Source organism: Calothrix sp. CBUCES-K 9914 (genome assembly GCF_059640475.1).
Map to the genome: position 1 here is coordinate 1 of NZ_JBXXZH010000009.1, position 12,854 is coordinate 12,854.

A 12,854-nucleotide genomic window follows, 5' to 3' on the forward strand; every position below is an offset into this window, starting at 1 on the left:
TGGGGTCAGAAACCCCATCTGAACTTACCTTCTGCCCTCTGCCCTCTGCCTTCTGCCTTCGTTCATGCAACCTTAGACCTAGATTTTTGAAAATATTTGCTTCTCAACTACCAAAAACCTTATCCAGCGGACGGTTTTGAGCATTAATTTTACCTTTATTGTAAAAAACTTTGCGATTTACTGAAACTTCTTGTCGGGTGGGCATCCCTGCCCGCCCTTATCCCTTATGTACTCCACCTAAACGGGAAGCGCTATAAAAATTTTTTCTATATAAATAGTCATCCGCCATTTACCTAGGCGCTAGAAAAGTTAGTGGCTCGATCATTTCCTCAAATACTCAAAACCAAGCTTGGATGAGGCTTTGGTAATTTCTAACCAAATATTTTTAGACAATCTGGGTTCAGGGTTGCATAAACAAGTTGGCGCCTCAGTAGTAGGAAGTAGAGAGCCAAATAAATCAAGTTTTGGCGCTCCTACTAAACCATTAATACACATCAAACAAGGATTGAATATGTCTCAATTATCTCACGACTTCCAAGCCGATATTATTGCTAAGTATTGGAAAGATGAAGCATTTAAGCAAGAGTTATTAAGCAACCCAAATGTAGCATTAAAAGCATTAGGAGTAGAGGTTTCCTCAAACATTGAAGTACAAGTTGTTGAGGAAACAGCCAATAAAGTTTACTTGGTACTACCTGTTAAACCTTCTGTTCTTGCTTCAAGAGAATTAAGCGACGAACAACTCGAAGCTGTTGCAGGTGGAAGAATGGCTGATAAAACCAGCGTAGTAACGTCGGAAGGTGTTACTAGATGTTGCTGGTAAGTAGACAATAGCTCCTAACTTTTAAGCGCTAAAACTGACCCAAATATAGATATTAAAATACGTTTGAGTCAGTTTTCTCCTTCCGTTGCATAAACAAGTTCAACCCTCAGTAGTAGAAAGTAGACAGCCAAGTAAATCAAGTTATGGCGCTCCTACTAAACAATTAATACACATCAAACAAGGATTAAATATGTCTCAACTATCTCACGATCTCCAAGCTGAAATTGTTGCTAAATCTTGGAAAGATGAAGCATTTAAGCAAGAGTTGTTAAGCAATCCAAATGCAACATTAAGAGCATTAGGAGTAGAAGTTCCCTCAAATATTGAAGTAAAAGTGATTGAGGAAACAGCAAATCAAGTTTACTTGGTACTACCTGTTAAACCTTCTGTTCTTGCTTCAAGAGAATTAAGCGACGAGCAACTCGAAGCCGTTGCAGGTGGAAGAATGGCTGATAAAACAAGTTCAGTCACATCCGAAGGTGTCACTAAATGTTGTTGGTAAGCATCAAATAGCACCAACATTATTCAATAGCAATTGACCCAGAGATTCCTTCCAAAACACCTCTGGGTCGTTTTTTCTAGCCATGCTTTCTACTTAACTATTAACGATTATCATGAAATTTTCACAGCAAGAGCTAATTCAAATTATCGCCAAAGCTAGTACTATTAGCGAGCGCCTAGGCAATGATTTTATTATTAATACCACACAAATTAACAATAAGCAAATTAATTCTCGTTTAGAAACTTGGCGCCAAGTTGTTGCTCAAGGAAATTCAGAAAAATTTGCCAAGCGTCTCGCGTGGAATGGTTTAGATATCGATACTATTGCCCCCATACTAGGCAGCATTGATTTTGCTGAAAATGCACTTTTACCTCGGTGGGCAGAAACTTTACAGGAAATTATCGAAATTGCTTCTCAAAAACAATGGAAACAGGAAGAAAGATCAAAGGTTCATCGCTGCTTTATTGCTGAAGACCCTCTTCCCTTTGAGGATATTTATATACCTTTTATTCAAGTTGCTCAAAATAAATTAAATCAGCAAATTAATGAATTAGAAGCTCAAGGATATAGCTTACAAAAGCTTCTGAGTGATAACGCTGTTAACAGCTTAGAGCATGGTTTGCTTAAGCGCGTAGCTAAATTATGTGCTGGAACGCTAGCACTAGAATTTTCAATTTTTCGTTCATTTCAACAACCTTCACTTAATCGGTTAATAGCAATAAAGCAAGGGACTTGCGGTAAAGAGCAGTATCAAAAATTTGTTGAAAAGCTTCTTAGTGATGGACTGAAGTCTTTTTTCCAAGAATATAGCGTTTTAGCTCGCTTAGTGGCAGTTGCAGTTGATTTTTGGGTTGATGCAACAACAGAATTTTTGCAACGTTTGGCATCTGACTTGCAAGACATTCAACAAACTTTTCAAGCAGGTGAAAGTGACTTGGGGCAAATTATTACCATTGAATCTGCACTTTCTGATTCGCATAATCAAGGGCGCCATGTTATTGCTTTGACCTTTGCTTCTGGATTAAAGTTGATTTACAAACCTAAAGACTTAGGTATAGAAGTTGCCTATTTTCACTTACTCGATTGGTGTAATCATCAAGGTGTTCCCTTACCTTTTAAAATAATCAAAGTTCTCAATCGCTCTACCTATGGTTGGGTAGAATTTGTCGAACACTTGCCCTGTGATTCGGAGGTAGCAGCGCAGCGTTTTTATCAACGGGCTGGAATGCTTACCTGTATCCTTTATATCTTAGCGGGTACTGACTGTCATTACGAAAATTTAATTGCTAGTGGCAAGCATCTAGTTCTCATAGACCCAGAGATGCTAATGCAACCAAGAGAACGGGAAGAAAAAGCTTTTGGGGATGGGGAAGCGCAGGCAGAATCAATTGCCAAACAGCTAGTTTTTGATTCGGTGTTAAGTACTGGTATGCTACCGCGTTGGGAATTCGAGCAAAATAACCAAGCTGCTTATGACATCAGTGGTTTGGGAGGTGTTGGCGAACAGAAGATTAATTACCGCGCGCGGCAATGGCGAGATATAAATACAGATAATATGGAACTTGTAATTAGCGAGTCGGTTTCTTTACCATCCCAAGCTAATACTCCTATTTTGAATGGTACACCTTTATCGCCAAATGATTATGTTAGCGAACTGGTGAACGGTTTTCAGTTGATGTATCGCTTTTTGATGCAAAAGCAAGCAGCACTTCTAGATAGTGAGAGTCCTTTGGCAAACTTTATTGATCAGCGCGTGCGCTTTGTGTGTCGCCCTACCCAAGTTTACACTGTTTTACTCAATCAAACCTTCGACCCAAAATATTTACGTGATGGAGCAGACTGGAGTATTGCATTGGATGTTCTCAGTCGAGGGTTTTTGGTAAGTGAGGAAAAAGCGCCATTATTGCCTATACTTGCTGTGGAAAAGCAGGCAATGGAACAGCTAGATATTCCCTTTTTCACAATTGCTTGCAATAGCGATGGAATGACTGTTGCTCCTAACCAAATTATTGAGCAATGCTTTCAAGAGCCTAGCTATAACCGTGTAATTGAGTCCATCCAAACCTTGAGCGAATGCAATCTCAATCAACAACTAGCAATAATTAAAAGTTCCCTATATTCGCGCGTTGCTAGAATTAATATAACTGCCTCTAAAGATGAGGAATTAACAGATACTATTGTCTCCTTAACTCAGGAACAATTAATTCAACAAGCAGTAAAAATTGCCAACGAATTACAACAAAGGGCTATTTATGCTGCCGATGGTGGCGCCACCTGGATTGGAATGACATACATTCATGATGCCCAACGCTTCCAGTTTCAGCCTATCGGCTATAACTTGGGAGACGGTTGTGCTGGTGTTGCCTTATTTTTAGCTGCTTTGGAAAAAATCACTCCTGGTGCTGGATTTAGGGACTTGGCACTAAGTGCTTTGCTTCCTATTCGTCAGATGTTACAAAATTCTCAATCTCACTCTGTAATTGCCAAGAAAATTGGTATGGGTGGAGCAGTGGGGTTAGGTTCTCTTATATATGCATTAGTACGGAGCAGTCAATTTTTGGCGGAACCGACTCTTTTAGAAGATGCCAAACAAGTTGCAAGTTTAATTACTCCTGACTTAATTACCAGTGACCACTGTTTTGATATTACCGTAGGTTCTGCTGGCACAATTTTAGGACTGTTAGTTTTATATGATGCTATTGGCGAATCTTCTGTTTTGGAACTAGCTTCTTCATGTGGCGAACATTTACTCAACCACCGCACCACCAGCGATTCAGGCTTTAAAACTTGGGCTACTATCAATTGCAAGCTAATAACTGGATTTTCTCATGGAGCAGCAGGAATTGCTTGCGCTTTATTACGACTATATCAAACAACCCAGCGTACTGATTTTTTACAAGCAGCTTTAGAAGCAATTGAATACGAACGGCAAGTATTTTCCCCAACCGCAGGCAACTGGCCTGATTTTAGACCTCATGCTATTGTTGACGGCAAACCAACATTTAATATTAGCTGGTGTCATGGCGCCCCTGGTATTGGTTTGAGTCGTTTGGATAGTTTAGCGATTATAGACACCTCGGAAATTCGCCAAGAAATTGAAATTGCTTTGCAAACAACGCAAAAGTGTAGCTGGCAGGAAATAGATAACCTTTGCTGTGGTAATTTGGGACGCATTGACGTACTGCTCACAGCATCACTCAAACTTAATCGTCCTGAATTACTAGAAAAAATTCACAAACAAGTTAGCTGGATTGTTAATAGAGCAGAACGAGAAGGTACTTTTTGTATTTCTCCCCAACTTCCCAGAGATGCTTACACACCCGGCTTTTTTCAAGGAGTAGCAGGGATTGGTTATGAACTCTTACGGTTAGCACATCCAGATTTACTCCCCTCAGTACTTTTGTTTAATTAGGGAGACATAAATAAATGAAAGATGAAAATCGTGCGTTATTCCGTACTGATGCAATCCGCCAGTATACTCAAAGTAAAGAAAACTCCGTACTACCGCGAATTGCCTCCCCTCGTAGCTTTATCTTTTTATGGAGTCTGTTAGGAATGTTAAGTTTGTTAGGAGTTGCCAGCATCTCGGCTTTATTTACGAAACTATCAGTATGTACTTCCGAGAATGCTGTGATTATTCCTACAAATAAAAATCAACAAACTGCTGTCGGGTGCGCGCGGCACAATTAAAGACCCCTCTCCAAACCTCTCCCCTTGATCGGGGAGAGGCTTTAAATCTGACTCGGATAATTTACTCTCCCAATTGCCGCAAAAAATGCAATTACTTCTTCACGGGTATCTGCTTGGATAGTAAGCTTTGATGGTTTTGAGTGCAACCAATTGTGTACTTTTTCAACTTCGTTCTCTCTGCCCGCAAGTGTAACTGTGTACTCATTGCTGGAGAGGTGGAGTTTTTCCAGTCATCCCAGAAGCTACCAATATCTAAAGCTTCTTCCGCCCATTTACCCATTAACCGAGCTAACCAAGCATGAACCGCAGGAGCTAGTTCTAACCACTGTTCTAAGTCATCAGCATCATAAGCCCGTACCGATGCCCATATTCCCTGACTTTTCTTGTCCCTCTCCCACTTATCCTTGTTACCCCATCGTCGGGGAGTGACGAAAATAAAGGTGGTTTCAGCAGGAAGCAGTCCTAGAGGATTCTTAACACGCTTATCATAATCATCATCTGCTTTCCCCTTAACATCTTTGTCAACTCCAAGTTCCCACACCGAATAGCCATTAGGAACAAAACTATTTCCTAATGGTGCGTCTACGATGCCATCGTAAAAAAAACAGTTAGATTCTTCTTTATAACCAAGTTCAACAATTTAGTACGTCTGCTGCACAAATTTCATTACTTTTTCTATCTACGATTTTTCCAGTATCCAGGTTCTCGACTGCAATGCATTACTGCTAAGATAAGAATATAGTCTTGCTCAATTGTGTAAAGGATTCCATACGGAAAACGACGTGCCATACATCGGCGCACATCCTCGTCAATTACAGCGTAACGTGTAGGTGACTCTCTAATTCGATAGATTGCATCCTCTATAGCGTCGATGAATGCTTGTGCCACCTCAACCCGTTGCTCTGTGTAATATTTAACATCCTCAGCATATTCTGTGAGAGCTTCGGGATGAAATACATATTTCATGGCTCTAGCAACCGCCTTACTTGAGCAAGAGCCTCTTCTCCTGAAATTGGTTGCACAGAACCAGAGCGAATTTCTGAACGCCGTTTAAGAGCTTCAGTCATCCAAGCTGCTTGGATTGTTGGTTCAGTATCAAACTCCAAGCTTTCAACTAGCTTTTGGGCTAATAACGCCCTAGATGCACTAGGAAGTGCTAGGAGTTCTTCTGTCAGTTGATCAATTGATTTCATGAAACCTCACAGCGCTCTAAGTGCTATTATACAGGATAGCAGTTTCTACTTAAATGCAGTATACAAGGGCGGGCAAGGATGCCCGCTCCACAAGAAGCTCATCTGTATCTACTTGATTGATAAATGCTAGAAACAAAAACACAGGCGCCCCCTTCCCAAAAAAACGGCTGCGGGTGAAGGCGGTCGCTTTATCGATTACTGTTGCAAAACTAAGAATAACATTTAAAGCATGTTGTCGCCAAACAAATTCACCAGTGCGAAAATCAATTTCTATTTCTTGGGGTTGTTTTCCTGTCACCAGATAAATAGCCGTCATTCCCAAACTATAAGGTTGCATAAACAAGCTGAAGCCTTAGTAGTAGAGATTAGGCAACCAAATATCCAGAGCGCGGATGTAGAAGCACGCGAAGGGTAATATTGCTGTTGCCGTTGTAAATTATGTAATACGTAAGCTTATGAAAGCTGTTGGAAATCAAAAAGTGCGCGGTCGCTACCAAAAAACTATTGCTTGGCTGAAACAAAGTTGTTCTTCGTTTTTTCAAAAAACAGGGATAAATAACCTGCTGCGTCGTCGAGTTCCTATCAGGTTGCAATTGAGCGAAGTTGAATGTGGCGCCGCCTGTCTAGCAATGATTCTTAGTTACTACGGGCGTAATACAAAGGTTGCAGAATGTTACGAGCGCTTGGGTATTGGTCGAGATGGTGTTACAGCGCGCGCAATTTCTAACGTTGCTCGCAGTTACGGTTTACGTGTTAAAGCATACTCTATAGAAACTGTAGATTTTCAATACATACAACTACCAGCTATTATACATTGGGATTTTGACCACTTTATAGTTGTAGAGCGTTGGTCATCAAAAAAGGTTGATGTTATAGACCCGTCTCGCGGACGGCGCCAGTTGAGTGCTGCTGAATTTAATGCTAGCTTCACTGGTATAGTTTTGACATTTGAGCCTGGTGTCCAATTCCAAGGACAAAGAGCAAAAAAACACTTATCTTGGAGCAACTTTCTCATCCAGTATATATTGCAAGCACCTGGCTTACTCCTCCAAATTCTTGGCACTTCACTATTATTGCAAGTTTTCGGGCTAGCGCTGCCTATTTTTACCAAGATACTTGTAGATTACATTTTGCCGCTTCATATCGCTGGTGTAATGACAATGCTTGGCATCGGCACCACTATCTTAATTTTAACTCAAGTAGTAACCAGCTATTTGCGTGCTGCACTGCTTATTCATTTGCAAGCGCGGCTTGATACCCAAACAATGTTAGGCTTCTTCGACCATTTGCTCTCACTACCATTTCGGTTTTTTGAACAGCGGACAACAGGCGACCTGTTAATGCGACTTGGGAGCAATGCCGTAATTCGTGAAACACTTACTAGTCAAACAATATCACTTGTTTTAGATGGTACTTTTGTCCTTGGTTATCTGACACTTTTACTAATTCAGGAACCGTTATTTGGTATTGCCGTCCTGGTAGCAGGATTATTGCAAATAGCTTTGTTGCTGGGGACAACACCTCAAGTACACCACCTGGTACAACGAGACTTAGTAGCGCAGTCTGAGTCCAACAGTTACATGGTAGAAGCTTTGAGGGGAATTGAAACCCTGAAAGCATCAGGTTCTGAAGAACGTGCCTTTGATTATTGGTCAAATCTATTTTTTAAACAGTTAAATGTCTCGCTACAAAAAAGCCACTTATCAGCTAAGATTGACACCGTAATGCTAGCGCTTCGTACCTTTTCGCCAATCTTTCTTTTGTGGTTTGGAGGGTTACGTGTGCTTGAAGGAACAATGAGCTTGGGGACAATGTTAGCACTAAATGCTCTTGCTAATTCCTTTTTAATGCCGCTAGCAACTTTGGTATCAAGCGGTCAACAATTACAGTTAGTTGGCGGACATTTAGAGCGATTAGCTGATGTTTTGGAAGCAGAACCAGAACAAGATATACAGGTAGTTGAAACTGCACCACCCCTCACTGGTCGAATTGAGTTACAACAGGTTAGTTTTCGTTACGACCCAAACTCTCGCGACATGTTGCGCGATATTTCAGTTATTATTGAACCCGAACAAAAAGTAGCGCTGGTTGGTCGTTCTGGTTCTGGTAAAAGCACTTTTGCCAAACTTTTACTGGGCATCTACACACCAACTCAAGGTGAAATTCTCTACGATGATATTCCTTTGCACAAATTGAACTACCGCACTCTGCGGAGCCAGTTTGGTATCGTACTGCAAGAGTCATTTTTATTTAGCAGTTCTATTCGTCACAACATTACTGCCAATAACCCTAACTTATCACTAGAAGAGGTAATGGAGGCAGCCAAATTAGCAAGCATTCACGATGACATTGTGCAAATGCCTATGGGTTATGAAACCAAAATTTCTGAGGGAGGAAGTGGATTATCAGGAGGACAGCGACAACGGTTATCAATAGCTCGTGCCTTAGCACATAAGCCAGTTATCCTTTTAATGGATGAAGCAACTAGTCATTTGGATGTGGTTACAGAAAGTTTGGTCGAGCAAAACATCAGCAATCTCTCATGTACACGAATTGCGATTGCCCACAGACTTAGTACTATTCGCAATGCTGATGTAATTTTGGTTTTTGATGCAGGTACTATTGTTGAACGAGGTTCTCATGAGGAGCTATTAGCGTTGGGTGGTCATTATGCGGCATTAGTAAATAATCAATAGTAATCACCAATCAATCTAAATTCATGCATTTAATATTCATACACCCACCGAAGCTACAGCATTAGAGTAGCCCAAGAAATAAATTATCCCGTAGGATAGGCGTCTCGCCTGTCCTAGAATACTGATGGGCAGGCGGGACACCTACCCTACAACATTTACTTTGGGATATTTTTTTAATTGGAAGACTCTTATACCCTGTTTTCTATACTATTGAGTTTTCTTAAAATTGTTGGGCGGTCGCTATCTAAAGAGCTTATTAGATTAGCAATCCCAATTGTTGCCCGCCGTAGTTCTGACCGTTTGATTCAACAATTTGCTGAAGTTTATTAAATTCCATTGTTATTTACTCTACTTGATTACTTTTATATAGTACTAAATTATGATAATATTTATGCACTAATTAGTCAACTAATTTATATCGAAAAAAGCTGTATAAAAATATGCTTCAAAGTTATTGTGTTTCAGAAATTCACATTTTCTTGTGGGGTGGGCATCCTTGCCCGCCTTTATGTACTCCATCAGAACAGGACGTTATAAGATGCTTCGTTCGCGACTCATGACATAAGTTCAATCATTTGTAGGCAATTAGAAGCGATGGCATTTTGGGGATCAAGCTTGAGGGAAAGGCGCCATTCGGAGATGGCTTCAGGAAATTTACCTTGTAATGCCGCTAATTTACCAGCTAAGGCATGAAAGTCTGCATTACTGTAATACAAAGCAATGGCGCCGTTGTTGTATGTTTGTGCTTCTGAATAATTTCCTTGTGATAGTAAATATAGTGCCTGTCTGTGATACCAGATAGCTTGGTCATGAAGACGAATTAAATCAGATAAATCTGCTTTGCAACGTCTACAAGTTGGAGATGGGGGAGATGATGGACGATAAACGGCGCCACAGACAGGACATTTCATAATTTTTTATTCTTCCTCATCGTTATTGGCATAGTAAAGAAAGTCTTCCAGTTCTTGTTGTAATTCGGGTAAATCAGTACTATTATTAGTTATTGCATCTTCAATTTGGTCTAATAAGTCTTGTAATTCTTCTGCTTGTTCTGCGTCTAGGGTTTTTAGTAGTTTTTTGGCGTCGTCTAAAAGTGCTGCTAATTCTGGGTCTATTTCTGCCTCATCGCTTACAGTTTCTGCGGAGACTTCAATAGTTTCATCACTTTCAAATTCAAATAATGACTCTAAATCTGCTCTTGCTTTCGTCAGTTCATGACTAGAAAGTTTCTGCATACCTGCATTATTGACTACTAGTGTTCCTTGTTGCCCTTTGCCTTTCTCGGTGGTGGTAACGGTAAGGATACCATTTAGGTCAAAGTCAAAGTGAACTTCGATTTGAATATCTCCTGCTGGTTTAGGTGGTAAGTTCTCTACTTTATAGGAACCAAGAGGAACATTTTCCTCAGCCATCGTATTTTCACCTTGAAAAACTTCGATTTCCACGATTTCTTGCTTGTCGGTGACAGTGGAATAAATATGGGAGCGGGAAACGGGAACAACGCTGTTGCGGGGAATAATTACACTAAAGTAACCTGGCATAATACCCATTGGTGTAGGTACAGCCGCAGCAATTCCCAAAGAGTGAGGAATTACATCTACAAGAATAGCATCTACAGATTCACCTACTAGTACCCCAGCTTGTAAAGCGGCGCCTAAAGCTACACAAAGGTCTGGTTGAATGCCATCTGTAGGAGCTTGACCTAGATGCTTCTCAATCATTTCTTGCACAAGGGGAATGCGTGTAGAACCACCAACTAGGATAATGCGGTCAATTTGTTCAGGTTCTAGATTAGCATCTGAAAGCGCGCGGTCAATTGCCTCTAAGGTTTCTTCTAATAGTGGACGAATCAATTTTTCAAAATCAGTTCGAGCGACTTCTGTCTCTAAATGTAGTGCAGTTTTGCCTTTACTACCCAAAAATGCTTCCCGAACTGTGCCAAAAGCATGGGAACTCAAGTCAATTTTTAACTGCTCTGCGGCACGAAGTAAACGCGCTTGGGTAGCTGCATCATCCGGCACATCAATATTATGCTGTTTCCGAAATAAATCTGCTAAATGAAGTTGCAAAAGCCTGTCAAAATCGTCTCCACCTAGGCGGTTATTGCCATGACTCGCTAATACTTCTGTGACTTCGCCTGTAATTTCCACAACTGACACGTCAAAAGTACCACCTCCCAAGTCATAAACTACGACCCGTTCAGTTTCTTCTGAGCGCAAATCATAAGCTAAAGCTGCTGCTGTTGGTTCATTGATAATTTGCAGTACTTCCAAACCAGCAATTTCGCCAGCAGTTTTAGTTGCTTGCCGTTGAGCATCTGTAAAGTAAGCTGGAACTGTAATTACTGCTTGGGTAATTGTTGAGTCTAAAACATTTTCTGCCCGTTGTTTCAACGCGCGGAGAATAATAGCGGAAACTTCATGAGGTAAATATTCTTTATCTCCTAAACTGGTTTTGTGTTCAGTTCCCATCCAACGCTTGATTGACTTTACAGTACGTTCAGGCGCCGCAGCGTACTGACGAAGTGCTTCACGTCCCACCAACAGCTTACCTGTATCACTAAATCCCACACAGGAAGGTAATATCAAGTCCCCATCTTCTCCAGGCAATACGCGCACCTGTCCGTTTTCGACAATCGCTACTTCAGAATTTGTTGTGCCTAAGTCAATACCAACTGCTTTCATAAGATTTAAAATTTAATTAAAACTTAAAAGTTATTTGCTTCTAGTCTTAGCTGATTCAACATTCAAATATAAGGATACAAGAGATTGACCATTAAATCGCGCGCTCAAGTTTCAAGATTGTTTCCTCATTGCTTGTGTCGCGACAATTACCTGTGCTTCTCTAAGTACAACATCGCCCCATAAATAACCTCGTACTACTTCTTGAATCACGGTATTATCTATGACATCTGCTTTTTCTTCACGACCTACAGCATACATCGTCTGGGAGTCAAAAGGTTTTCCTATAGATATGATAGGAGTAACACGGCGTTGTCGTAATATCTCCAAAAGTGAGCGTCTAATTAACTCCACTCCCTTTTGATTGCTGGTAATGATTTCGCTTAATGACTCTGATACTGGTGTTTCTTTAGCCACTTCAGACTCAGTTCCTGCCCCAAAAAACCATGTTCCAAATTTTTCCCAAAAGCTTTTCTGTTGAACATCTTTTGGCGCCGAGGAAACAGATGATGCATCTAATTCCCCTTGCCAATAAGTACAAGCTCTATCCAAAGCATCGACAATACCCAACAAATCTTTGAGTAGCTTTTCTTGCTGTTTATCAAATTGACTATTAGCCTGTTTTTGGCTTTCTTCTAGACGTGTTTGCAGTTGTTCTTTATCTGCACGAGTTATTTCCAATGCTTGCTGTAAAGCATCTTGACTAGAGCGCAATAATTTACCCTGTTGCTTGACTTCATGGCGTAAAGCAGTCCACTCTGCAACCATTTGATAGGGATCAAAGGTTGGATATGGACTTTGAGCTTCTGGTACTTCTCCTAAATATTCAGGAGATGTTTGTTCTGATTGTAGATATTCTAGAAATTTGGCAAATAAAGCTTCTTTGTCAGTTGTCATTTGTTCTTGCTAAATAATTAGTGAGAAAATTAGTTAAAAATTAGTCACAAAATTAGAAGGTGGCACGAATTAAATCATCAAGGCTAATTTCTAATTGAGCGATTGCTTTTTCTTGCACCTGCTTTAATATTTCTGGATTTAGTTGTGCTTCCAAGGGACGCATTTTCAAAAAATCATCTTGTTGATTTGTCTCTCCTTTACGAAGTGCCTCATAAGCTGCTCGAATTGCCTTAAACTCTTCTGGATACGTATGAGCAGGAAATTCGCGCAGCTTGGCATGATACGCCGCTTTAATTTCGGCGCCTGTTGCTCCTGAAGATACACCTAATCGTTCGTAGTGTGACATCATAAATCAATTTAGAATTAGCTTGA

General features: G+C 40.6%; 13 protein-coding genes. 5 read left to right on the forward strand and 8 right to left on the reverse strand.

The genetic code is table 11. The features are described from left to right. The first annotated feature begins 361 nt into the window (after positions 1-361). The 4 genes from AC2JBO_RS03345 to AC2JBO_RS03360 all read left to right on the forward strand — a co-directional run bounded on the left by AC2JBO_RS03345 (position 362) and on the right by AC2JBO_RS03360 (position 5,015). Positions 362-823 (forward strand): NHLP leader peptide family RiPP precursor, encoded by a 462-nt coding sequence (locus AC2JBO_RS03345; RefSeq protein WP_496952204.1) that lies wholly within the window; start codon positions 362-364, stop codon positions 821-823. 190 nt (positions 824-1,013) lie between these two features. After that, positions 1,014-1,325 carry an NHLP leader peptide family RiPP precursor gene (locus AC2JBO_RS03350; protein WP_496952205.1) on the forward strand — a complete coding sequence of 104 codons (312 nt, stop codon included), beginning with the start codon at positions 1,014-1,016 and terminating at the stop codon, positions 1,323-1,325. A 112-nt stretch (positions 1,326-1,437) separates the two neighbouring features. Then, entirely contained in the window at positions 1,438-4,737 is a 3,300-nt protein-coding gene (locus AC2JBO_RS03355) for a type 2 lanthipeptide synthetase LanM family protein (protein WP_496952206.1), read from the forward strand. A gap of 14 nt (positions 4,738-4,751) precedes the next feature. Further along, complete coding sequence (locus AC2JBO_RS03360; protein WP_496952207.1) at positions 4,752-5,015, forward strand: hypothetical protein; 264 nt, start codon at positions 4,752-4,754, stop codon at positions 5,013-5,015. A gap of 91 nt (positions 5,016-5,106) precedes the next feature. On the opposite strand, the gene AC2JBO_RS03365 is transcribed toward AC2JBO_RS03360, so the two are convergent. The 4 genes from AC2JBO_RS03365 to AC2JBO_RS03380 form a co-directional block, all read right to left on the reverse strand. Continuing rightward, positions 5,107-5,556, reverse strand: a complete 450-nt coding sequence (locus tag AC2JBO_RS03365) for a hypothetical protein (RefSeq protein WP_496952208.1) — start codon at positions 5,554-5,556, stop codon at positions 5,107-5,109. Positions 5,557-5,690: 134 nt separating this feature from the next. After that, positions 5,691-5,981, reverse strand: coding sequence for a type II toxin-antitoxin system RelE/ParE family toxin (locus AC2JBO_RS03370; protein ID WP_496952209.1), 291 nt, complete (start codon positions 5,979-5,981; stop codon positions 5,691-5,693). Then, positions 5,978-6,208, reverse strand: a complete 231-nt coding sequence (locus AC2JBO_RS03375; RefSeq protein ID WP_496952210.1) for an addiction module protein — start codon at positions 6,206-6,208, stop codon at positions 5,978-5,980. The genes AC2JBO_RS03370 and AC2JBO_RS03375 overlap by 4 nt, the downstream gene beginning before the upstream one ends. 49 nt (positions 6,209-6,257) lie before the next feature. Continuing rightward, positions 6,258-6,545 carry a hypothetical protein gene (locus tag AC2JBO_RS03380; protein ID WP_496952211.1) on the reverse strand — a complete coding sequence of 96 codons (288 nt, stop codon included), beginning with the start codon at positions 6,543-6,545 and terminating at the stop codon, positions 6,258-6,260. Between the two features lie 118 nt (positions 6,546-6,663). On the opposite strand from AC2JBO_RS03380, the gene AC2JBO_RS03385 reads away from it, so the two are divergent. Then, positions 6,664-8,904 carry a peptidase domain-containing ABC transporter gene (locus AC2JBO_RS03385; protein ID WP_496952212.1) on the forward strand — a complete coding sequence of 747 codons (2,241 nt, stop codon included), beginning with the start codon at positions 6,664-6,666 and terminating at the stop codon, positions 8,902-8,904. A gap of 554 nt (positions 8,905-9,458) precedes the next feature. Here AC2JBO_RS03385 and AC2JBO_RS03390 read toward each other — a convergent pair. From AC2JBO_RS03390 to AC2JBO_RS03405, 4 genes are all read right to left on the reverse strand, one after another. Next, entirely contained in the window at positions 9,459-9,815 is a 357-nt protein-coding gene (locus AC2JBO_RS03390; RefSeq protein WP_496952213.1) for a tetratricopeptide repeat protein, read from the reverse strand. A gap of 6 nt (positions 9,816-9,821) precedes the next feature. Next, the gene (locus AC2JBO_RS03395) at positions 9,822-11,588 is read right to left on the reverse strand and encodes an Hsp70 family protein (protein ID WP_496952214.1); all 1,767 of its coding nucleotides are present in this window, start codon (positions 11,586-11,588) and stop codon (positions 9,822-9,824) included. 111 nt (positions 11,589-11,699) lie between these two features. Beyond that, positions 11,700-12,482, reverse strand: coding sequence for a nucleotide exchange factor GrpE (locus tag AC2JBO_RS03400; RefSeq protein WP_496952215.1), 783 nt, complete (start codon positions 12,480-12,482; stop codon positions 11,700-11,702). Between the two features lie 52 nt (positions 12,483-12,534). Further along, positions 12,535-12,831 carry a J domain-containing protein gene (locus tag AC2JBO_RS03405; protein WP_496952216.1) on the reverse strand — a complete coding sequence of 99 codons (297 nt, stop codon included), beginning with the start codon at positions 12,829-12,831 and terminating at the stop codon, positions 12,535-12,537. Between the last annotated feature and the right edge of the window lie 23 nt (positions 12,832-12,854).

What these genes read in the sequence shown, in the direction of transcription:
- AC2JBO_RS03400 (WP_496952215.1), bottom strand. Translation starts at nt 12,482, where the DNA reads ATGACAACTGACAAAGAAGCTTTATTTGCCAAATTTCTAGAATATCTA.
- AC2JBO_RS03360 (WP_496952207.1), top strand. Translation starts at nt 4,752, where the DNA reads ATGAAAGATGAAAATCGTGCGTTATTCCGTACTGATGCAATCCGCCAG.
- AC2JBO_RS03380 (WP_496952211.1), bottom strand. Translation starts at nt 6,545, where the DNA reads ATGCAACCTTATAGTTTGGGAATGACGGCTATTTATCTGGTGACAGGA.
- AC2JBO_RS03375 (WP_496952210.1), bottom strand. Translation starts at nt 6,208, where the DNA reads ATGAAATCAATTGATCAACTGACAGAAGAACTCCTAGCACTTCCTAGT.
- AC2JBO_RS03385 (WP_496952212.1), top strand. Translation starts at nt 6,664, where the DNA reads ATGAAAGCTGTTGGAAATCAAAAAGTGCGCGGTCGCTACCAAAAAACT.
- AC2JBO_RS03370 (WP_496952209.1), bottom strand. Translation starts at nt 5,981, where the DNA reads ATGAAATATGTATTTCATCCCGAAGCTCTCACAGAATATGCTGAGGAT.
- AC2JBO_RS03355 (WP_496952206.1), top strand. Translation starts at nt 1,438, where the DNA reads ATGAAATTTTCACAGCAAGAGCTAATTCAAATTATCGCCAAAGCTAGT.
- AC2JBO_RS03405 (WP_496952216.1), bottom strand. Translation starts at nt 12,831, where the DNA reads ATGATGTCACACTACGAACGATTAGGTGTATCTTCAGGAGCAACAGGC.
- AC2JBO_RS03395 (WP_496952214.1), bottom strand. Translation starts at nt 11,588, where the DNA reads ATGAAAGCAGTTGGTATTGACTTAGGCACAACAAATTCTGAAGTAGCG.
- AC2JBO_RS03390 (WP_496952213.1), bottom strand. Translation starts at nt 9,815, where the DNA reads ATGAAATGTCCTGTCTGTGGCGCCGTTTATCGTCCATCATCTCCCCCA.
- AC2JBO_RS03350 (WP_496952205.1), top strand. Translation starts at nt 1,014, where the DNA reads ATGTCTCAACTATCTCACGATCTCCAAGCTGAAATTGTTGCTAAATCT.